Genomic DNA, 19,856 nt, shown 5'->3' with positions numbered 1-19,856 from the left:
GTCACACCACGTCACACCACATCACACCGCGACACATCTGGGCGCCGACGCAGAGCACCTCCCCGAGCTCCGGACGTAGGCTGGGTGCCACCATGACTCCCACACCACACTCCCCCTCCGCGAACACCGACGCCCATCCCGGGTGGACCTTCGTCGACGGCCTCGCCGACGCCCACCCCGGGACCGTGAAAACCGACTACGACATCCCCCGGACCGACTACACGCAGGCGAAACCCGCCGTTGAACGGCTCGCGCGCGCGGACGGGACCACTGTCGTCCGCCTGGCGTTCCGCGCCGGCGACGTGATGGCCGACCACCATGCCGCCGCCCCGATCCTGATCCTCGGCCAGGTCGGCACCCTCGAGGTGTCCATCCGCCGCGACCCCGCCGAAACCACCGACGGCACCGATGCCGTCACCGTCTCCCCCGGGTCGGCGGTGCACATCGACGCAGGTCGCGTGCACAGTCTGCGCGCCGACGGCCCCGCCACCGTGACGCTGCTCGTGCTCGCCTGACCCCGCCCCTGCGTCAGCGGTGCTTGCACCCGGGCCAGCAGCAGGGGCGACGCTTGCCCTCCTCGAGCTCCTCACAGGTCCGCCGGATCCGGCGGGCGCGGGTCTTCGCCTGCTTGGCGTCCTCCACCCAGCAGATGAACTCGTTGCGGGCCAGCGGGGTGATGTCGGCCCACAGGTCCAGCACGCTCCTGGCCACCGACGGGCTGCCGTCGTCGCCCTCTCCCCGGTCACCGCCGAGGACCGCGGCACGCAGGTCGTCCGGAAGGTCGTGGACGACGCCGCCGGGGACGGCAGGCTCTGAGTCGGCCCCGGAAGCCGAGGACGCCGCGGAAGTCACTGTCTCACTCATGGGACCGAACCTACACCGCACCCCGTCCTGCCGACCAGACCGTGCATTCACACCGCATTCGGAAAACATTCGAAAACATTCACACACATTCACATCCTGGCGACTCCAGGTCCCCCAGGATTGAATCATTCACACACGAGCACTATGATAACCGCATGACCAGCGCAGACAACGTCCGCTCGCTTATCGCCGCAGGCGAGTCCCTGACCGTGGAGTTCAAGAGCCGTCGCGAACCTGGCCGTTTCAGCGAGGACAAACTCTCCGCCACGGTCGCCTGCATGGCGAACGGAGAGGGCGGGCAGCTCCTCATCGGAGTCGAGGACGACGGCACGATCACCGGATGCGCCCCCTGGGACCGGAAGACAGGTGCCACGGATCCCGCGCGACTCGAGGCCCTGATCCAGCACAGGACAGTTCCCCCGGTGGCATGCCAGGTCGAGGTCATCACCGTCGACGGCCATGACATCGTGCAGGTCACCGTCCCTGCGTCACCGTCCCCGGTCGCCACATCCAACGGCCTGTACCAGCGCCGCACGATGCGCATCAACGGCGGGCCCGAATGCGTGGCGATGGACCCCAGCTACCTCTTCAGCCGGTACAACAGCGTGAACGCCCGGGACTGGTCCACCCTCGACGCCGTAGGTGCCACTCTCCAGGACCTCGACACACGGGAATTCGACCGCTTCCGGGCGATGATTCGCGCCAGCGGCGGCGACGACCTGCTCGCCGATCTCCCGGACGAGGACATCCTGCGTGCACTTCGGTTCTACGACAACGGTCCGGATCCGGTGAAGCTCGGAGCAGTCCTCCTCTTCGGCACCCGGTCCTCCGTGGCCAGGTGGATCCCCAACCACGAGATCATCTTCCAGGTCATGGACGGCAACGCGGTGTCGGTCAACCACCGCACCACCTCACCTCTGTTCGCCGCCGTCGAAGACGTCACCGCCCGTCTCGACGTCTACCGGACCGAGGACGAGATCACCCTCGGCATGGTGCGTGTCGCCCTCCCGAACCTTCCCGAGCGGGTCAGCCGCGAGGCCGTGGCCAACGCCCTGATCCACCGCGACTACACCGCGCTCGGGCCGGTGAAGATCCTGCTCGAACGCGAGAGGCTGTCTGTGACCAGCCCCGGCGGGCTCCCGCGTGGGGTCACCCTGGAGACCATCATCGAGGATTCGGTACCCCGCAGTCCGGCTCTGGCCGACGCCTTCAAACGTGCGGGGATCGTCGACAGGGCAGGGCGCGGTGTGCGCCTCATGTACCAGTCCCTCCTACGTTCCGGGCACGGGGAACCCGACTACACCTCGACCACGGACGAACAGGTTGTCGTCGAGATCCCGACCGCCGACACCGACCGGGAGTTCGCCCGGTTCGTCGCCACCTGGCAGCGCGACCACGGCGACCTGGACGTCCGCCAGCTCAGGGTCCTCCATTGCCTGCACGCGGACGGACGGGCATCGTCCGAGGATCTGGCGGCACTACTGGGCGAAAAGCCGACCCGACTCCGGCGCACGGTACACCGGCTCACCGACCTTTCCCTGGTCGAGGCACTCGGTCGCGGGGCGACCAGGGAGTACCGTCTCGGCTCAGCGTTCTTCGATTCGGTGGGCCGCCGGTCGGACTTCATCCGCTCCCAGGACCTCGACGATGTCCGCGCCCGCCAACTCATCCTCGCCTATGCCACGGAGTACGGCTCCGTGACCCGCGCTCAGGCCGCCGAAACCTGCGGGCTCACCGGCACTGCCGTCTACCGCCTGCTCAAGGAGTTGACGAACTCGGGGGAGCTGCAAAAACACGGCACAACAAGGAACACGTACTACACGCTGCCAGAGCGGTGACCTGCCGACCAGACCGTGCATTCACACCGCATTCGACAAACATTCGACAACATTCACACACATTCACATCCTGGCGACTCCAGGTCCCCCAGGATTGAATCATTCACACACGGTAGGCCCGGACGGCGTCCCAGCCGGGGTCGTCCTCCTCGTCGACGACCGTGTCGCCGTACTGCCAGGCGGACGCCACCGCGCGCAGCGTGTTCAGCACCGACCTGTCCATCACCGCGGGTGCGGTGGAGTCCAGGTAGAAGTGCATCGTGTCCGCCCCGGAACGGAACTCGGTGACGGCGAGGATTCCCGCGTTGTTCTCGTCGACGGTGTCGGCGAGCGCCTCCCGGACGGCCGCGGACCGGTCCTCGATCTGCGCCATCGTCAGGTCCGACGACGCCACGGGGTCCGTCCCCAGGGTCACCGGAACATGCAGGTCACAGCCCGGGGCCACGGTCGGGGACAACGGCAGGACGACCCGCGCCGTCCTGCGCGTCGCACCCTGACCTGCGTTGAGGACGGCGTACGCGGGACGCCCGTCCGCGCCCACGGCGTCCTGCGCCATGCGTTCGACGCGGTCCTGCAGCTCGGCCATGCCGACGGAGTGCCCCGGGCTGTGGTCGGTCACGGTCACCCGCCCCAGCCAGCCGGCGGCCCGGCCGGCGCCGAGGGCCTCGTCCAGCATCCGGTGCGCCGCGGAGACGTCGGGTGCCGAACCACCGGCCGGACCGTCCGCTCCGAAGAGGCTGCGCCGCAGCGCATCGGTGGCCGCCGACCCCCAGTTCGGGTGCCACAGTTCCACATGCAGCACGGCGTGACCGGGGGTGATCCCGACACGGCAGGCCGCGGGATCGTAGGTGGGAGCGGAGCTCACAGGGCGTCCAGCGCCTGCCCGAGGTCGGCGAGGAGGTCCTCGATGTTCTCGATACCGATGGAGATGCGCACCAGGTCGTCCGGCACCTCCAGGGCGGACCCCGCCGCCGACTGGTGGGTCATCTTCGCCGGGTGCTCCAGCAGCGACTCCACCCCACCGAGGGACTCCGCCAGGCAGATCAGGCGGGTGTTCTCGCAGAACTGCAGGGCAGGCGCCTCACCGCCGGCGAACCGGACCGACACCATGGCGCCGAAACCGTCCATCTGGGCGGCGGCGACGTCGTGACCGGGGTGGCCGGGCAGGCCCGGGTACAGCACCTGGGCGATCTCCGGGCGTCCGTCCAGGTACTCGGCGACGGCCTGCGCGTTGGCGCAGTGGCGGTCCATACGCACTCCGAGGGTCTTGATGCCACGGTAGGTCAGGTAGGCGTCGAAGGGGCTGGGCACCGCGCCGACCCCGCCCTGGAGGAAGAGGAGTTCGCCGTCGAGCTCCTCGTCGTCGGTCACGATGACCCCGCCCACGACGTCCGAGTGCCCGCCGAGGTACTTCGTGGTCGAGTGCATCACCACGTCCGCCCCGAGTGCCAACGGGCGCTGCAGGTACGGGCTGGCGAAGGTGTTGTCCACGATCAGCTTGGCAGGGTGGTCCTTCAGGGCGTCGGCCGTGGCGGCGATGTCCGTGATACCGAGCATCGGGTTGGTGGGCGTCTCCAGCCACACCAGCTTCGTGTCGGGACGCAGCGCCGCGGCGATCTGCGCGGTGTCCGCCGTATCGACGACCGACATCTCCACGCCCCAGTCGCGGTAGGTGGTGTCGAACAGGCGGAACGTCCCGCCATAGGCGTCGTTGCCCAGGATGACGTGGGCCCCAGGCTTCAGCAGGGCACGCAGGACGGTGTCCGTCGCGGCCATGCCGGAGGCGAACGCCCGCCCGAACTTCGCACCCTCCAGCGCGGCGACGGCCTCCTCCAGGGCCGTGACCGTCGGGTTGCCGCAGCGGGAGTACTCGAAACCGCCGCGGAGCTGTGCGACGCCGTCCTGCGCGTAGGTGGTCGACGCGTAGATCGGGGCGTTGATCGCGCCGGTCTGGCCGTCCGGCTCGTAGCCCGAGTGGATGGCGTTCGTGTCGAACCCGAACGGACGACCCGTGGCGTCGGTCAACCGGGTGCGGGCCTGCAGTGCGGCGGCGCGGCGGGCGGCGGTGCCGGCGTCCGCGCGCGATTCGTGCTCCGTGGGCTGGACGGACCGGTCGTCGCTGCTCATGTGCGCTCTCCTGGGCTGGTCGGTGTGATCGTGGCCATCCTACCGGACCAAGCGGTCTATACCCGGACCCGCCCCTGCGGTTCCGGATCGTCTGGCAGGCTGGACCGCATGACGGACGCACCCACCGCAGACAGTCTCCGCGCCGCCGCCGACGCCGACACCCGCACCATGTGGGAACGCATGGTCGCCGGGGACTACTACCTGGCCACCGACCCACAGATCGCCGCGGCATCACTCGCGGCCCGGTCCGCATGCTTCCACCTGGCCCAGACCGACCCGGCGGACGTGGAGTCGCGGAACCGGATGATCCGTGACCTGCTGGGCAGCGTCGGGGCACGGACCGAGGTGTGGGAGGGCCTCCGCGTGGACTACGGCACGAATGTGCACCTGGGGGACGACGTGTTCATCAACGTCGACGCGACGATCCTGGACGTCTGCCCGGTGACTGTCGGCGACCGTTGCCGGATCGGTCCGGGGGCGAGGTTCCTCACCCCGCTGCACCCGTTGGAGGACCATGACCTGCGCGCCAGCGGGTGGGAGTACGGCGCGCCGATCACCCTGGGCCGCAATGTGTGGTTCGGCGGCGGGGTCACCGTGTGCGCCGGAGTGACGATCGGGGACGACGTGGTCGTCGGCGCCGGGTCGGTGGTGACACTCGACCTGCCGTCGAGTGTCCTGGCGGCAGGGACGCCGGCGCGGGTCATCCGGCAGCTCTGAGCCGGGCTCCGGCCGGGGGCGCCCACGAGGGCAGCGATGTTACGGATGTTACTGATGTGACCAAAGTGGCGTATGTTACTTGTACGAAACTTCTCTCCGGCCACGTCTCCCCCATCACCGAAAGCCCCACGCCGTGACTGTCTTCCGCCGCACGTTCCGCCACCCCCTCCGCAGCATCGTCGCTGCGGCCACCGCCGTCGTCCTCGGTATGACGGTGCCCCCCACCGCCGCCGCGCAGGAGGAACCCCTCGCCGGCCCCGACGAACGCCCCGCCTCCAGCCCGGCCGACATCGACCTCGGCCAGATCGGTGACCTGCTCGAGAACGAGCTGATCCTCGACTACGTCGAACTGTGCCGGTCCGGCGACGGCCCGCCCGCCGATGCAACCGACGCCGCCGACACCACCGTCACCGCGGTCGCCGACTGCAGTCAGTCCACCGGCGACGGGCTCGCCGTCGTCCTGCCCGAGAGCGTCGAGGTCGGTGCCGCCGCCGAGGACATGACCGTCGACCTGGGCGACGACATCACCATCCCCCTGATCGGGACGTTCCGCCTCGGGGAACGCAACCTCATCGAGATCCTCAGCGCCGTGGCCCTGGACAAGGACGGCCTCAGCCCCACCGTCCGCCGGGCCGCCGTGGCCCTCGGCTACCCCAGCATCGAACCCCGCCGGCTCGGCGCCTACAGCACCTACGCGCAGGTCCAGCGGGACGCCGCGCTGCCGTACAAGGCCGCGTACCGCACCGAGAACGGGAAGTGCCTCCGGAAGATCTTCGGTGTCTGCGTCGAATACGAGAAGATCCGGGTCGAGTACGACGCCAACCTCACCGCACGCACCGAGGCCCTGACGATCGCCGAGTACCTCACCGGCCAGAAGTACGACTACACTGCACCGGTCGACCTCCCGGACCGTCCTGCGCCGCGTGGCACCTCCACCGTCATCGGCGACGGGACCCAGGTCGCCGCCTCCATGCGCGGAGGCGAGGCCACGGCCGAGTCCCACGAACTCTTCGGCCTGCCCGGCATCGCACTGGCCGCCGCCGACGAGGAGCGCAGCTCCGTCTCCCACGCCCGGCTCGGCTTCGCCTCCGCGATGAACATGGACGCCGACGAGATCGGCCTGACCTGGTTCGGCCGTGCGATCGGCTTCGACCGCCTCCGCGAAGACGGCGTCGTGGACTTCGCCGGCGAGGAGGTCGAGGACATGATCGACACCGTCGACGACCTCGACGTCCCCGCACTCAAGGAGGTCAGCTGCTTCGGGCTGAACTCCCGGGCCACCGCAGAAGGCCTCGGCACGTGCGCGAACATCCTGGGCACCATCGACACCTACCGGGACCTGCGCGAACCGGAGCCCGGGGAGCACCGGCAGACACAGGTCGGCGTCACCGACGTCACCTCCCTCGTCCTCGGCAACGACGCCCTGCTCAAGCAGCTCACCGGCGACGCCGAGAGCACCCCGTTCCTCGACGACATGATGCACAACCTCACCTCCGAGGACGACCGCCTGAAGTTCGCCAAGGACTTCGTCCGCTTCACCTCCGACAGCTACACCGACGAGGTCGAGACCCCCGTCCTCGACGAGAACGGCGACGCGGTCCTGGACGACGCCGGCGAGCCGGTCACGGAGACGACCACCCGCACCACCACCGCCGCCTGGCTGACCAGCGACTACGGCTTCCGCGAACCCGTCACCGTGGAATGGTCGGGCCACCGCGTGGTCTTCTTCCCCGCCGTCGAGGTCAACGGCGACGAACGTCCGAACTACCTCGGTCTGCCGGAGATCGAGGCCGTCGCCGACGACGCGGACGCCGGCCTACTCCCCAGGGTCAGCCTGGTCACCTGGGACAACGCCTTCGGCCTCGGCACCGTCGTCCTCGACGACCTCTCCCGCCCGGACCGCATCGTGACCAACTGGCTGGACAGCGTGACCCTCGTCGACGACATCGTGTGGCTCAGCGAACTGCTGGGCGGGGCCGACGGGAGCGGCGGTCCTGAGGCCGCCGCGGCCCCGGCGGCCCCGGCGGTTCCTGCACCGTAGCGACCTCAGTCAAGCAGGGGCGGTTTCCCCGAACTTCCCCTTGTCCCACGGAGGGCACACCATGATCTTTCATCGCCCATTCTCACGCCATGCCCGCCGTACCGCAGCCGCCGGCGCACTCGCCGTCGTCGGCGGCGACGTGATCCCGTCCTTCGTGCCCACCGTCGAGGGCGCGGAGAAGAGTGACCTCAGCAAGGTGGAGGCCTACGAGTGGCGCATGATCTGCCGGAACGACGACGAGAACCGCGACAAAGTCGCCAGGTACAGCAGCGAAGAGGTGACGGCACTGTAGCCGTCCGTACCCGCCATCGCGGCTGACGGAGTACCGAAACGAGCATGAGGCCCTCGGATCATGTCGATTCGACGGCTCCATGCTCGTTTTCGTACAGTCCAGGCGCCGACAGGGCGGCGCCCCGCCATCCTTCACCGAATTCCCCCACCTCCTCCGCCTTTGCCTGCAGTACCTCGCTGCCCTCGATCCCTGCGGCCGCAGCGGCATCCGTGGCCCCGGGCAGCTCAGCCGGTTCACGGTGTGTTCATCTCACGGACGCCTGACAGGCCCGTCAACCTCACCGCCGGTTAATCTCCGCGCCGTAGCGTCACAGGCTGAACCTGACGTTTGCACACCGAGAGAGTGAACTGTGAAGAACCCCCGCACGACCCCCGGCCTCCGCAACCTGCCCCGTACCGCCGTCGCCGTCCTCGGCGCAGGTGCGCTCCTGGCCACCGCCGCAGCATGCGGCGACAGCAACGCCGACGACAACGCCGCCGGCGGAAACGCGGACGGGGGCTCGTCGTCCCTCCAGCACCGCGAGGCAGACGGGGACATCACGGCCAACGGCGGCGCCCGTCGTCTCGACGGCGACCAGGGTGACTACGTCCGCGACGCCGTCTCCGCCACCGGCGCCAAGAACGTCATCCTGCTCGTCGGCGACGGCATGGGCGACTCCGAGATCACCGCCGCCCGCAACTACGCCGAAGGTGCCGCAGGAAGCTTCAAGGGCATCGACGCCCTGCCCGTCACCGGCCAGTACACCCACTACTCGCTGAACGAGGACGGCACGCCGAACTACGTCACCGACAGCGCGGCGTCCGGCACCGCGTGGGCCACCGGCACGAAGTCCTACAACGGCGCCATCGGCGTGGACGTCAAGGGCGACCCGCAGGAGAACCTCATCGAGAAGGCCAAGGCCGCCGGCCTGGCCACCGGCAACGTCTCCACCGCGGAGATCCAGGACGCCACCCCCGCCGTCCAGGCCGCGCACGTCGCGCAGCGCAAGTGCTACGGCCCGGAGGACGCCGAGAAGTGCGGCGACGACCTCCTCGACAAGGGCGGTAAGGGCTCGATCTCCGAGCAGTACCTCGAGTCCCGCGCGGACGTCACCCTCGGCGGCGGCACCGAGAGCTTCACCCAGAAGGCGAAGGCCGGCGAGTGGGAGGGCAAGACCCTGCTGGAGCAGGCCGAGGAGCGCGGCTACCAGCTGCCGACCAACGCCGAGGAGCTCGACGCCGTCACCGAGGCCAACCAGGACGCCCCGGTCCTCGGCCTGTTCGCGGACGGCAACATGCCCGTGCGCTGGGAGGGCGACACCGCCGAGAAGGAGGGCTACCTCAAGCCGGCGCAGGAGTGCACCGACAACCCCGAGCGCACCGACGACATCCCCACGCTGGCCTCGATGACCTCCAAGGCCATCGACCTGCTGAGCAGCAACGACAACGGCAAGGAGAACGGCTTCTTCCTGCAGGTCGAGGGTGCGTCCATCGACAAGGAGAACCACGCCGCCAACCCCTGCGGGCAGATCGGTGAGACCGTCGACCTGGACGAGGCCGTCCAGGAGGCGCTGAAGTTCGCCGAGCAGGACGGCGAGACGCTCGTCGTGGTCACCGCCGACCACGCCCACACCAGCCAGATCGTGGCCGGCGTCAGCGAGGACGACATCAAGAAGATCGCCGAGGACAAGGGCATCAGCGTCGAGGAGGCCCGCGCCACCGTGTACCCGGGCCTGTCCCGCAACCTGGTCACCCGCGAGGGCGCGGAGATGACCGTCACCTACGCGACCTCGGACGACGTCGACACCCAGGCACAGGGCCACACCGGTAGCCAGCTGCGCATCGCCGCCTACGGTCCGTCCGCCGCCAACGTCTCCGGTCTCACCGACCAGACCGACCTCCACTTCACCATCACCGAGGCACTCGGCCTCGACGACTGAGCTGACTGAGCCGGGCAGTACACCGGGCAAAACCACCACCCCCGCTATGCCCGGGGGCGTGCGGTGGCATATCGTCACCACCATGAGTTTCAAGAAGCTGACGGGTTCCCTGCTGTTCCGGATCATCGTCGCGATCGTCCTCGGTATCGTCTTCAGCCTCTTCTTCCCGGAATGGCTGGCCCGGGTGTTCGTGACGTTCAACGGCCTGTTCAGCAACTTCCTGGACCTGTTCATCCCGGTCCTTATCTTCTCCCTGATCACCCCGGCCATCGCCGGCATCGGCCGTGGGGCGGGCAAGTGGCTCGGCGTCACCGCCGGCATCGCCTACTCTTCCACGGTCCTCTCCGGCCTCGTCGCCTTCGGCGTCGCCACCCTGAGCTACAACTGGCTGCTGGGTGACGAGAGGGTCGACACCCTCGTCGACATCGACGAAGGCGCCCTGAGCCCCTACTTCACCATCGAGATGCCCGCACCGTTCGAGGTGATGACGGCACTGATCCTCGCGTTCTGCGTGGGCCTGGCGATGACCGCTGTGAAGTCCGACACCCTCCACTCCGCGGCGCGGGAACTCGAGAGCGTGGTCATGAAGGTCATCAAGACCTTCGTGATCCCCCTGCTGCCGGTCTTCGTGTTCGGCGTCTTCCTGTCGATGGGCATGAACGGCAACCTCATCGACGTCATCTCGTCCTTCGCGAAGGTCCTCGTCCTCGCCGTGGTGATGACGGTCCTGCTGGTCGTGGTGCAGTACCTCGTCGCCGGTGCGGTCACCGGCCGTAACCCCTTCACCGCCCTGGCCAACATGCTCCCGGCCTACGCCACGGCACTGGGTACGTCCTCCTCCGCGGCGACGATCCCGGTGACCCTGGCCAGCGCGAAGAAGAACGGCGTCCCGGACAACGTCGCCGGATTCGTGGTGCCGCTCGGCGCGACGATCCACCTGGCCGGGTCGATGATGAAGATCGCCCTGTTCGCCCTGGCCGTGGTCCACATGTTCGACATGGACGTCAGCGCCGGCCAGGTCATCGGCTTCATCCTGCTGCTCGGCATCATGATGATCGCCGCCCCGGGTGTGCCCGGTGGTGCGATCATGGCCGCCGTCGGCGTGCTGCAGAGCAACCTCGGGTTCGACGCCGACCAGATCGCCCTGATGATCGCCGCCTACATCGCCATCGACTCCTTCGGCACCGCCGCGAACGTCACCGGGGACGGCGCCATCGCCCTGGTCGTCAACAAGCTGTCGAAGGGCCGCCTGCGCTCCGACAAGGACGACGAGATCGAGACAGACGGTGTGCTGAACACCAGTAAGCCCTGATGCGGCGACTCGTCGTCGTCACCCACCTGGACGGCGTCTGACCACTCACCGGTCCCCGCCACCGGCGCGGACGGCGATGAGTGCGGCCTCCACCCGGTTCCGGGCACCGGTGGTCCTCAGGATCGACGACACGTGCACCTTGACCGTCGACGCCGCGAGGTGGAGCCGGCCGGCGATCTCACTGTTGGACATCCCCTCCCCGACCAGGTCGAGCACCTCCTGCTCCCGGGCGGTGAGGAGCCCGTACTTCTCCCGTGCCTCCGCGCCGGCGGCCAGCCTGCCCCTCGCTCCGTCGACAAGGAGCCGCCGCGCCACCGACGGGGAGAAGAACGCGCCGCCCGACGCCGCCGCGTGCACGCTCAGCTGCAGTTCCCGTGGGTCGCCGGACTTCAGGACGAAACCGGCCGCCCCCAGCCTGGTCGCCTCGGACACGTAGGAGTCCTCGCCGAACGTCGTGACGAACACGACGGGGACGTCACTGCCGGCGCGCCGCAGCTCCGACACGACCTCCAAGCCGGACAGCCCCGGCATCCGGATGTCCAGCACCGCGACGTCCGGCCGGTGGCTGAGGACGAGGTCCACAGCCGCGCGCCCGTCCCCTGCCTCGGCGACGACGGCCACGGTCGGGTCCGCGTCGAGGACGGCGGACACGCCTGCACGGACCAGCGGCTCGTCGTCGGCCACGAGGACCCTGACCGTACCGGCTGTACCGGCTGTACCCGCTGTACCGTCGGTACCGGTCATCTCCGGTCCCCCCTGACCACGTCCGCGCCCGTCACCGTCCCCGTGTCTGTGCTGACGCAGATCCGGTAGGCGTCCCCGGCCTCGTCGTCGAACAGCGACGCGGTGACCGCGTAGTCACGGCATTCGGTGCCCGGTGCCGCCGTCGGCCGCGGGCTCAACTCACGGTCGGGGAGCAGCCCCTGCAGCTCCGCCACAGGGTCGCCGGGGTGGATCCGTGCGAAGTCCTCCGCGCCCATCACCGCCTCCTTCCGCATGCCCTGACTGAACACCTGGAGTCCGCCCAGCACCACCAGCGCCACCGCGGCGGTGGTCGCCAGAATCGCCGCGACGGTACGCCGTACCGGCCTCCCATGCCCGTCACCGAGGTTACCCGCGGAGGGGTCGACCGACCCGGGCAGGAAGACCTCCACGGTGAACCCGTCCCCGGACACACCGCTGTCGAGCCAGCCTCCGGCGTTGCCGACGTGGTCCGACAGACTCGCCAGCCCCGTCCCCGACGACGGCTCCCCGGGCCCGGCACCGGGACTGTTCCGGTTCCGCACCACCATCGTCGTCCCGGACGCGGCGACGGAGACCTCCACCTCCACCGGCGCCCCGGGCGCGTGACGCGCAGCGTTGGTGAGCGCCTCCTGCAGCACCCTGCTGAGCAGGGACCGTCCGTCCCCCGACACCGCCGAGAGCTGCTCCACCCCGTGGAGCGTGATGTCCGCACCCGCCTCCCGAGCACCCTGGATCAGGGCCGTGAACTCCGCCGGTCTCGGCGGCGGCACCGCCTTCCCGTCCCGGAGGGTCGAGACCGACTCCCCCAGACGGGCGACAGCCTCGGACAACCGGCTGCGGGCCGCCCCGACGGACGCCCGGGTGTCCGCCGACATCGACGGGTCCACCTCGAGCCGCGCGAGCGTGAGCGCCACGAGGCTGAGCGAATGACCGAGTTCGTCATGCAGGTTCTCCGCCAACGCGAGCCGCTCCGCCGCCCGTCGCGACCGGCGTAGCTCGGCGGCGTGCGCGGCCGCCTGCCGCCGGGTCCGCTGCACCAGCTGGACGGACAGGCCACACAGCCACGGCACACCGAGGCTCCCCGTGGAGAACACCAGCGCACTGAGGCCGTCCTGCCACGGCCGGTCCGTCGCCACCCCGACCACGACCGACCCCGCCGCACCCAGGAGGAACGCCGCCGCACCCCACGCCACCGCCCGTCGCCGTGTACCGACGACGAACGCACACGCAGCCGCGGCCAGGACCAGCCCGAGTGCGGGCCGGGGCCAGACCATCGACGCCACGACGACCGCCGTCGCCGCCACCTGGACGAGCAGGGGACCCCGGTCTCTTCTTCGCATGCACGCCATTATCGACGATCCGGGCGGCACCACGGATCCACCCGAGGGTGGATCCCGCACCCCGGGATCTACTACCCCGGATGTAGACGACTCCCGTCCGAGGGTGGATCTGCGGCGGTGGCGCGCTCCGTAGCGTCATCCGCATGAACAGCAAAAACCTGACGACACCCGTCGTACCCGTCGTACCCCTGTTAGCCGCCGCCGTCGTCCTCGCCCTCCTGGCCGCCCTCACCTACCCCGCGCGCGACGACCTCTTCGTCGCGGTCTCGGTGAACTCCCCGGACTCGGTGACGGGCACACTCGCGGGCGCCGTCGCGTCCCGCGGGCTGCTCGTCCTCGTCGCCGCCGCCGGCGCGGGTGCCGTCTGGGCGTTCCTGCGGGACCGGACGGCACTCGCGAGACTCGTGGCCGCCGGGGTCGGTGTCATCGCCGCGTACCTCACGAGCGAACTACTGAAACTGGTGGTGACGGAGGCACGCCCGTGCGCGACCCTCCACGTCGCCACCGTCCTGACCTGCCCGGAGGCCGGGGACTGGTCCTGGCCGTCGAACCACTCCGTCCTGGCCGCCGCCTTCGCGACGGCCTGCGTCGTCGCGTTCCCCCGGTCCGCCGCAGCCGTCGTCCCCGTCGCCCTGGTCGTCGCTGTCGCGCGGGTCGCCGCCGGCGTCCACTACGTCCACGACGTCCTGTCCGGTCTGGCACTGGGCACGGCCGTCACCGTCCTGGCCGCGGTGGCGCTCACCGCGACCGTCCAGCGGATCGTGCCTAGTCCACGCCACCGATCCGGCTCAGCGGCCAGACCTTGAACTGGACCTTGCCCACGATGTTGTCCAACGGCACCAGGCCCTGCTCCGGGTCACCGGCGAGGTTGTAGTAGCGCGAGTCCTTCGAGTTGGTACGGTTGTCGCCCATCAGCCAGACTTTGTCGTCCGGCACGGTCACCGGGCCGAAGTACTCGCCCTGGCAGGCGTCGGACCCGGTGGTCGGGTCCACGGGGTAGGCCTTGGGGTCCAGGGTGAAGGAGTCGTCGACCTTCTCCCCGTCCACCATGATGCCCGGGTCCCCGGCCTGACACTGGACGGTCTGGCCACCGGTCGCGATCACGCGCTTGACCAGAGTGAATTCATCGGGCGCGAGGATGCCGATCTTCTCCAGCCCGGTCTGCAGGCCCTTCACCAGCGGCTGCGAGGAACGGGTGGACACGTAGTCCTCGGACCAGGCGTCCGTCCCGGTGAACACCACGACGTCACCCTGCTCCACGTCACTGAAGCGGTAGGACACCTTGTCCACGAAGATGCGGTCGTCGGTGCAGCCCTCACAGCCGATGAGAGTGGGCTCCATCGACTCCGACGGGATCTGGTACAACCGTCCGACGAAGGTGTTGAACAGGCCGAGCAGCAGTATCGCCACCACGAAGGTGACGAGGTACTCCACCCAGGCCGGGCGCTTCTTCTTCACTGTCGCGGATTCACTGGAGTCAGTCACCCTTGAGAGCCTATCCGCTGAAGGCGAACCAGCGTCCGGCGACCCGCTGCAGCGTCACGTCCATGCCGTAGAGGACCCCGAGGTTCTCCGACGTCATCACGTCGCCGACCGGCCCGGACACCTGGACACCACCGTCCCGAACCATCAGGACGTCCGTGGTGGAGGCGGCCACCTCCTCGACGTGGTGGGTGATCAGCACGGTGGTCAGCCGCGGGTGGGACGCCCGCAGGTCGTCGACCACCCGCAGCAGCGTCTCGCGTCCCGGCAGGTCCAGCCCGGTGGACGGCTCGTCGAGCAGCAGCAGCTCCGGGTCCGTGACCAGCGCACGGGCGATGAGTGTGCGGGCCTTCTCACCCTGGCTCATCTGGCTCCACAGCCGGTCGGCCTTGTCGTCCATGCCCACCAGCTCCAGCATCGCGGTGGCGCGCGCCTGGTGCGGGGCGTAGTCGAAACGCCGGACGTAACCGTTGGACGCCGACACCCCGGAAAGGACCGCCTCGCGTGCCGGGATGTCGTCGAGGCGTTGTTTCGGGTCGACGTAGCCGATGCGTTTCTGCAGTTCACGGACGTCGGTGCGGCCGACCTGCTCACCGAGGACCCGCACGCTGCCGGTGGTGGGGTACAGCCGTGCGCCGGCGAGCTTGAGGATCGTGGACTTGCCGGCCCCGTTCGGCCCCAGGACCGCCCAGTGGCTGCCGGCCGGCACGGTGAGGCTGACGTCCTCGACGAGGTGGTTCTCCCCGCGGCGGACAGTGACGTCGGTGATCTGCAGTGCGTTGCGCTCGTCCATACGGGGTCAGGCTACTCCCCGCCGGAATGACGCGACGCAATCTCCCTGGACGTCCATTCGCCGTCGGTGCCACGGGTGTGGAGCCGGATCGAGACCCGGTCGGCTGACCAGGCTGTCCGGTCGTCGTCGACCTGCAGGTGACTGCTCCACCCGTGGGCGTCCACCAGGAAAAGCACCTCCAGCGTCTCGGGGTCGAGGCGCCGGAGTTCGCTCTGTCCCCGCCTGTCGGAGCTGCGCACCACCAGGCAACCGTCGGCCGTGCTGACGTCGTGGACCCGGTACCCGTCGGCGCTGTCGACCTGTGCGGTACGGGTCTCCTGCAGGTCGTCGTCGAGATAGCTGACCGTCTGGTCCTGCCAGGTCATCAGGGTGTCGCCGGCGAGGAGCAACCGGGCGGGTGAGTCAGACGGGCCCACGGGGATCTCCCGTCGCCAGTCCACGGTCCCGTCGTCGGCGAGGCGGCCGAGTCGTTGGGTGCCCCGGTCCACGGGGACGCCGTACATGGCGCCGTCGGGCATGTGGGTCCAGGATTCCTCCATGTCGTACCTGTTCACCACCCATCCGCCGCGCGGGTGCGGCACGGCGCCGGGGAAGCCGTCCAGCACCGCGGGACGTTCCTCCTCGACGACGCTGCCGTCGTCGCCCACCAGGAAGGTGCGGCCCACCGCGTCCACGCGGCACCCGTCCCCGGCCCTGCCGCGGACGCGGGCGATGTACATCGGCGCGGCGTTGATACGCAGCGGCAACGCCACCGCCGTCGACTCCCCGGTGGCCACGTCAGTCCGCCAGACGACCGGCAGGCGGAGGTCCCCCGCCACAGGACGGGGGCGTCGACCCCGCCGGTGACGGCGAACCCCTGCAGCGCTGTCGGACGCTCCAGCTGCGCCGGTTCCGGCGGTGTCGCCCCGTCCAGGTCCAGGGTGACCAGGACAGGGTCGACACCGAACTGGCCTCCTCCCTGGATCCACACCCTCGGGAGGGAGCGACGGATCGCCGGAACATCGGCTGTCGCGTCCCTGGTCCGGTACCGCAGCCTGGTCACACGTCCCCTGGTCGGGGTCAGCGGAGTCTCCGCAGGTCTGTCGGAGCTCTGGTGGAATCGGCCCGTCAACCGGACCCGCCCCAGGACCGGACGCGGTGCGTCCCACAATGCCGACCACCCGTCGCCGCGCAGGATGATCGACCACCGTCCGTTGGTCAGGCCCACGGGACGGTCCACCGTCGCCTCCTCGGCGTAGGCATCCACCGTGACGACCAGGTCGTCCGGATCGTCCCCCACGTCGTGGGCGTCACCGCTTTCCCTGAACCACAGGAACATGTCCACGGTGCGCCCGAGGTCGTACGGCGGACAGTTCATGTCCATGTACACCCACCACTCCACGGCAACCGGCAGAATCCGGTGGTCGGCAGGTGGGGCAGGTGGTCGGGGCACCGCGGCCCGCTCAAGCTCCGTGGCGACGATCGCACGTGCCCGGGTCGCGTCCACCGGCTGCGCCGGACGGGCTGCACGGACACGGCCCGCCGGCTCACCGGCCCAGGAGAACTCCTCCTCCCCGATGCACTCGGGGAACTCCACGTCGATCAACTCCGCGCGCGTGCTGCGCCCGTCACGCCACGTCGAGGCGAGCGACACCACCACACCGGTCTCCGCGTCCACGACGCACTCCGCGCCGTGGTCGGTGACCGCCCAGGACGCCCTCCCCTCCCGGCTGACGGCGCTGACCGTACCGCGACGCTCGGGGACGTAGCGACGTCGTTCGATGAGCCGGGACCCCACACAGTGCAGGTCGACCCGGCCACCGGTGGCGTCGACGACCGCGCCGTCCCCGTCGCGGACCAGCGTCCGCCGACCGTCCCGGAGCAGCACCGGTGTGCCGTCGGCCCCGGTGACCGACAGTCGCCCGTCCGACCAGAGGAAACGGTAGTCGCCGGCGGGGAGACGGAGGACCTCCGTCGGCTCGTCGGCCTGCACCATCAGGTCCAGGCAGCCGGGGTCACCGTGCAGCCGTAGCGTGGCGCGGACCGGTGGCCCCTCCAGGCCGTTGCCGTGTTCGATGAGCTCGCGCAGTTCGGACCATGTCGGCATAGGGAGAACCCTACCCCGGCACCTCCGGACGACGTCGCGGCGGAGACATGGCGCCCCCGCGCCGGCCGCATCCGGCCCCACCTGCGGCAGCGTCGTCGCGACACCCCGCATGTCATCATGTCACCGCGCTTCTGCTAGGGGCGCAACCCCGCTCCCCCACCCGATCAGGGGTCAAAAGACGCTGGTCAGAGGCTTCTGTAGTGCATCATCCAGATTTTTCGCGATAAACATTGTGTTCCGCGAATACATATTGTAGTGTGAACCACACTTTACATAGTGTGTGTTCCACAACACACTTCACGCCAGCCAGACGGAGGTCGCCTAGCCATGACGACAGCAAACAAGAAGACAGCACCTGCCAAGGGTGGTGTCACAGCAGACAACCAGTTCACCGCCGAGGAACAACACTGGGTGGACAAGAAGAAGTACGCCTGGATCCTCAGCATGGTGCCGGGTGCCATGCCCCTGATCATCTGGGGCATCGTCGAGTGGATGAAGGCCATCAGCGCACCGGAGTTCCTCGTCTCTGCATCGTGGTTCCTCGGCCCCATCGCCGTCTTCCTCATCGTGCCGATCGGCGACTGGGTCCTCGGCCGCGACGGCGAGAACGCCCCCGAGGAGTTCGTACCCTGGCTGGAGGAGACCAAGTACTACCGGATCATCTCCTACCTGTACTTCCCGCTGATGCTCGCCAGCCTTGTCCTGTGCTGCTGGCAGTGGACCTACGGTGGCCTCGAGTGGTACGAGAAGATCGGCCTCGCCTGGACCATGGGCATGACCTCGGGTATCGGCATCGTCGCCGCCCACGAGCTCGGCCACAAGAAGGGCAGCTTCGAGCGCTGGCTCGGTAAGATCGTGCTCGCCATCCCCGCCTACGGCCACTTCTACGTCGAGCACAACAAGGGCCACCACGTGAAGGTCGCCACCCCGGAGGACCCGGTCAGCTCCCGTATGGGCGAGAACGTCTACACCTACCTGCTCCGTTCCATCCCCCGTCAGATCCCCCGCGCCTGGGACATCGAAAAGAAGCGTCTCGCCCGTGGCGGCAAGAGCCAGTTCAACCTCGACAACGACGTCCTCAACGCCTGGTTGATCACGGTCCTGATCTGGGGCGGCCTGCTGATCGGTTTCGGCATCGGCATCCTGCCCTACCTCCTGATCCAGGCGGTCATCGGTATCGCACTGCTGGAGTTCGTGAACTACCTGGAGCACTACGGCCTGCTGCGCCAGAAGCTCGAAGACGGCCGCTACGAGCGCTGCTCCCCCGAGCACTCCTGGAACTCCGACAACCTGACCACGAACATCTTCCTCTACCAGCTGCAGCGTCACTCGGACCACCACGCCAACCCCACCCGGCGTTACCAGTCCCTGCGGTCCGACGTCTACGCCCCCGAGCTGCCCCAGGGGTACGCGACGATGATCGCCACCGCCGCAATCCCACCGCTGTGGTTCGCGATCATGGACAAGCGTCTGATGCAGTACTACAACTACGACACCGAGCGTGCGAACCTCCACCCGCGCAAGGCCGCCAAGCTGCGCGCCAAGTGGGCCGGGAAGGCTCCCGCCGGGACCGCCGCGAAGGAGTCCTGACCCATGACATCGACAGCCCAACCGAACAAGCAGCCCGCCGACCTCGAGGCGCTGCGCTCCACCGGCGGCGCCGACATCCCCGAGAACATGGCGCCCCCGCAGAAGATGACGGACCCGAAGAAGCACTACACGCTGTGTGTCGTGTCCGGCCTGGTCGGTGCCGGTGCAATGGCACTGGGCATCTTCGGCGCCTACGGCACCGCCTACGTCGACGCGGTGGCCCCCTGGCTCATCCTGATCTCGCTGTTCTTCCTGCTCCCGGGTGTCGTCGGGATCTACCGTGGTCCCGGGGTCCCCTCCACCCACGTGATACCGCGCCCGAAGAACCGCAAGCCGATCGACTACGCCGCCGGCGCCGGCGGAGCCGCCGGCCCCGCGCCGACCGCCTGACGCACGACGCCTGACGCCGGGGCGGACCCGTCCGCCCCGGCACCGGCGACTGTAACGACCGCGACGACTGCAACGACTGCACCAGAGAAGAGAAAGGACGGGTGACCACTGTGTCTGTGTACCAATGCCCCCTGTGCGACTACCGAGTCGACACCGAGAAAGGCGACGACGCCGAAGGATTCAACCCCGGTTTCGACTGGGACGCCGAGGTTCCCGAGGACTGGTTCTGCCCGGACTGCGGTGTCCGTGACAAGGTCGACTTCGAGAAGGTCAGCTAGATGACCACCGCGACGGCGGCACCGTCTACCGGCTCAGGAAAGGA

The 19,856-nt window shown here is 69.1% G+C and carries 20 protein-coding genes; 11 read left to right on the top strand and 9 right to left on the bottom strand.

The window, feature by feature from the left end; genetic code table 11:
• The first annotated feature begins 92 nt into the window (after positions 1–92).
• Complete coding sequence (locus tag MUN33_RS02085; protein ID WP_244803256.1) at positions 93–515, top strand: cupin domain-containing protein; 423 nt, start codon at positions 93–95, stop codon at positions 513–515.
• A gap of 13 nt (positions 516–528) precedes the next feature.
• Here MUN33_RS02085 and MUN33_RS02080 read toward each other — a convergent pair whose 3' ends face one another.
• The gene (locus tag MUN33_RS02080) at positions 529–864 is read right to left on the bottom strand and encodes a YdeI/OmpD-associated family protein (protein ID WP_244803255.1); all 336 of its coding nucleotides are present in this window, start codon (positions 862–864) and stop codon (positions 529–531) included.
• 155 nt (positions 865–1,019) lie between these two features.
• Here MUN33_RS02080 and MUN33_RS02075 point away from each other — a divergent pair, with 155 nt between their 5' ends.
• Positions 1,020–2,702, top strand: coding sequence for a DNA glycosylase AlkZ-like family protein (locus tag MUN33_RS02075; RefSeq protein ID WP_244803254.1), 1,683 nt, complete (start codon positions 1,020–1,022; stop codon positions 2,700–2,702).
• A 103-nt stretch (positions 2,703–2,805) separates the two neighbouring features.
• Here the strand turns inward: MUN33_RS02075 and MUN33_RS02070 are convergent, their stop codons facing one another.
• Together MUN33_RS02070 and MUN33_RS02065 are read right to left on the bottom strand one after the other, a co-directional pair.
• Complete coding sequence (locus MUN33_RS02070; protein WP_244803253.1) at positions 2,806–3,567, bottom strand: hypothetical protein; 762 nt, start codon at positions 3,565–3,567, stop codon at positions 2,806–2,808.
• Positions 3,564–4,829 (bottom strand): cystathionine gamma-synthase, encoded by a 1,266-nt coding sequence (locus MUN33_RS02065; protein WP_244803252.1) that lies wholly within the window; start codon positions 4,827–4,829, stop codon positions 3,564–3,566. Before MUN33_RS02065 ends, MUN33_RS02070 begins: the two co-directional genes overlap by 4 nt.
• A 108-nt stretch (positions 4,830–4,937) precedes the next feature.
• Here MUN33_RS02065 and MUN33_RS02060 point away from each other — a divergent pair, with 108 nt between their 5' ends.
• The 5 genes from MUN33_RS02060 to MUN33_RS02040 all read left to right on the top strand — a co-directional run bounded on the left by MUN33_RS02060 (position 4,938) and on the right by MUN33_RS02040 (position 11,109).
• Positions 4,938–5,546 (top strand): sugar O-acetyltransferase, encoded by a 609-nt coding sequence (locus MUN33_RS02060; RefSeq protein WP_244803251.1) that lies wholly within the window; start codon positions 4,938–4,940, stop codon positions 5,544–5,546.
• A 133-nt stretch (positions 5,547–5,679) separates the two neighbouring features.
• A complete protein-coding gene (locus tag MUN33_RS02055; protein ID WP_244803250.1) occupies positions 5,680–7,587 on the top strand; it encodes a hypothetical protein in 1,908 nt (635 codons plus the stop codon).
• A 61-nt stretch (positions 7,588–7,648) separates the two neighbouring features.
• On the top strand, positions 7,649–7,879 hold the full coding sequence (locus MUN33_RS02050) for a hypothetical protein (protein WP_244803249.1): 231 nt from the start codon (positions 7,649–7,651) through the stop codon (positions 7,877–7,879).
• A 349-nt stretch (positions 7,880–8,228) separates the two neighbouring features.
• Positions 8,229–9,797 carry an alkaline phosphatase gene (phoA, locus tag MUN33_RS02045; protein ID WP_244803248.1) on the top strand — a complete coding sequence of 523 codons (1,569 nt, stop codon included), beginning with the start codon at positions 8,229–8,231 and terminating at the stop codon, positions 9,795–9,797.
• Between the two features lie 82 nt (positions 9,798–9,879).
• On the top strand, positions 9,880–11,109 hold the full coding sequence (locus tag MUN33_RS02040; protein WP_244803247.1) for a dicarboxylate/amino acid:cation symporter: 1,230 nt from the start codon (positions 9,880–9,882) through the stop codon (positions 11,107–11,109).
• A 45-nt stretch (positions 11,110–11,154) separates the two neighbouring features.
• On the opposite strand, the gene MUN33_RS02035 is transcribed toward MUN33_RS02040, so the two are convergent.
• Positions 11,155–11,853: a response regulator gene (locus tag MUN33_RS02035; protein ID WP_244803246.1), complete on the bottom strand. Its 699-nt coding sequence runs from the start codon at positions 11,851–11,853 to the stop codon at positions 11,155–11,157.
• The gene (locus MUN33_RS02030) at positions 11,850–13,193 is read right to left on the bottom strand and encodes a sensor histidine kinase (protein WP_244803245.1); all 1,344 of its coding nucleotides are present in this window, start codon (positions 13,191–13,193) and stop codon (positions 11,850–11,852) included. Before MUN33_RS02030 ends, MUN33_RS02035 begins: the two co-directional genes overlap by 4 nt.
• A 143-nt stretch (positions 13,194–13,336) precedes the next feature.
• Between MUN33_RS02030 and MUN33_RS02025 the strand changes: the two genes are divergently transcribed.
• Positions 13,337–13,999 (top strand): phosphatase PAP2 family protein, encoded by a 663-nt coding sequence (locus MUN33_RS02025; protein WP_244803244.1) that lies wholly within the window; start codon positions 13,337–13,339, stop codon positions 13,997–13,999.
• Here the strand turns inward: MUN33_RS02025 and lepB are convergent.
• The 4 genes from lepB to MUN33_RS02005 are packed head-to-tail and all read right to left on the bottom strand — an operon-like array spanning position 13,959 to position 17,554.
• The gene (lepB, locus tag MUN33_RS02020) at positions 13,959–14,678 is read right to left on the bottom strand and encodes a signal peptidase I (RefSeq protein WP_244803243.1); all 720 of its coding nucleotides are present in this window, start codon (positions 14,676–14,678) and stop codon (positions 13,959–13,961) included. The genes MUN33_RS02025 and lepB overlap by 41 nt on opposite strands.
• 10 nt (positions 14,679–14,688) lie before the next feature.
• Positions 14,689–15,468: an ABC transporter ATP-binding protein gene (locus MUN33_RS02015; RefSeq protein ID WP_244803242.1), complete on the bottom strand. Its 780-nt coding sequence runs from the start codon at positions 15,466–15,468 to the stop codon at positions 14,689–14,691.
• Positions 15,469–15,479: 11 nt separating this feature from the next.
• On the bottom strand, positions 15,480–16,133 hold the full coding sequence (locus MUN33_RS02010; protein ID WP_244803241.1) for a hypothetical protein: 654 nt from the start codon (positions 16,131–16,133) through the stop codon (positions 15,480–15,482).
• The gene (locus MUN33_RS02005; protein WP_244803240.1) at positions 16,019–17,554 is read right to left on the bottom strand and encodes a hypothetical protein; all 1,536 of its coding nucleotides are present in this window, start codon (positions 17,552–17,554) and stop codon (positions 16,019–16,021) included. The genes MUN33_RS02010 and MUN33_RS02005 overlap by 115 nt, the downstream gene beginning before the upstream one ends.
• A 327-nt stretch (positions 17,555–17,881) precedes the next feature.
• Between MUN33_RS02005 and MUN33_RS02000 the strand changes: the two genes are divergently transcribed.
• The 3 genes from MUN33_RS02000 to MUN33_RS01990 all read left to right on the top strand — a co-directional run bounded on the left by MUN33_RS02000 (position 17,882) and on the right by MUN33_RS01990 (position 19,812).
• The gene (locus MUN33_RS02000) at positions 17,882–19,144 is read left to right on the top strand and encodes an alkane 1-monooxygenase (protein ID WP_244803239.1); all 1,263 of its coding nucleotides are present in this window, start codon (positions 17,882–17,884) and stop codon (positions 19,142–19,144) included.
• Positions 19,145–19,147: 3 nt separating this feature from the next.
• Positions 19,148–19,534, top strand: a complete 387-nt coding sequence (locus tag MUN33_RS01995; protein ID WP_244803238.1) for a hypothetical protein — start codon at positions 19,148–19,150, stop codon at positions 19,532–19,534.
• Between the two features lie 110 nt (positions 19,535–19,644).
• Entirely contained in the window at positions 19,645–19,812 is a 168-nt protein-coding gene (locus MUN33_RS01990) for a rubredoxin (protein ID WP_244803237.1), read from the top strand.
• Positions 19,813–19,856: the final 44 nt, after the last annotated feature.

Origin of the sequence: Corynebacterium kalidii, from assembly GCF_022869005.1 — a bacterium.
GTDB classification, from domain to species: domain Bacteria; phylum Actinomycetota; class Actinomycetes; order Mycobacteriales; family Mycobacteriaceae; genus Corynebacterium; species Corynebacterium kalidii.
This window is presented reverse-complemented; position numbering and strand designations above follow the sequence as displayed.

Excerpts from the sequence above, each read along its gene's own strand:
- MUN33_RS02000 (WP_244803239.1), top strand. The coding sequence starts at position 17,882 with ATGACGACAGCAAACAAGAAGACAGCACCTGCCAAGGGTGGTGTCACA.
- MUN33_RS02015 (WP_244803242.1), bottom strand. The coding sequence starts at position 15,468 with ATGGACGAGCGCAACGCACTGCAGATCACCGACGTCACTGTCCGCCGC.
- MUN33_RS02050 (WP_244803249.1), top strand. The coding sequence starts at position 7,649 with ATGATCTTTCATCGCCCATTCTCACGCCATGCCCGCCGTACCGCAGCC.
- MUN33_RS02035 (WP_244803246.1), bottom strand. The coding sequence starts at position 11,853 with ATGACCGGTACCGACGGTACAGCGGGTACAGCCGGTACAGCCGGTACG.
- MUN33_RS01995 (WP_244803238.1), top strand. The coding sequence starts at position 19,148 with ATGACATCGACAGCCCAACCGAACAAGCAGCCCGCCGACCTCGAGGCG.
- MUN33_RS02025 (WP_244803244.1), top strand. The coding sequence starts at position 13,337 with ATGAACAGCAAAAACCTGACGACACCCGTCGTACCCGTCGTACCCCTG.
- MUN33_RS02005 (WP_244803240.1), bottom strand. The coding sequence starts at position 17,554 with ATGCCGACATGGTCCGAACTGCGCGAGCTCATCGAACACGGCAACGGC.
- MUN33_RS02040 (WP_244803247.1), top strand. The coding sequence starts at position 9,880 with ATGAGTTTCAAGAAGCTGACGGGTTCCCTGCTGTTCCGGATCATCGTC.
- MUN33_RS02060 (WP_244803251.1), top strand. The coding sequence starts at position 4,938 with ATGACGGACGCACCCACCGCAGACAGTCTCCGCGCCGCCGCCGACGCC.
- MUN33_RS02080 (WP_244803255.1), bottom strand. The coding sequence starts at position 864 with ATGAGTGAGACAGTGACTTCCGCGGCGTCCTCGGCTTCCGGGGCCGAC.
- MUN33_RS02075 (WP_244803254.1), top strand. The coding sequence starts at position 1,020 with ATGACCAGCGCAGACAACGTCCGCTCGCTTATCGCCGCAGGCGAGTCC.
- MUN33_RS02065 (WP_244803252.1), bottom strand. The coding sequence starts at position 4,829 with ATGAGCAGCGACGACCGGTCCGTCCAGCCCACGGAGCACGAATCGCGC.
- MUN33_RS02030 (WP_244803245.1), bottom strand. The coding sequence starts at position 13,193 with ATGCGAAGAAGAGACCGGGGTCCCCTGCTCGTCCAGGTGGCGGCGACG.
- MUN33_RS02085 (WP_244803256.1), top strand. The coding sequence starts at position 93 with ATGACTCCCACACCACACTCCCCCTCCGCGAACACCGACGCCCATCCC.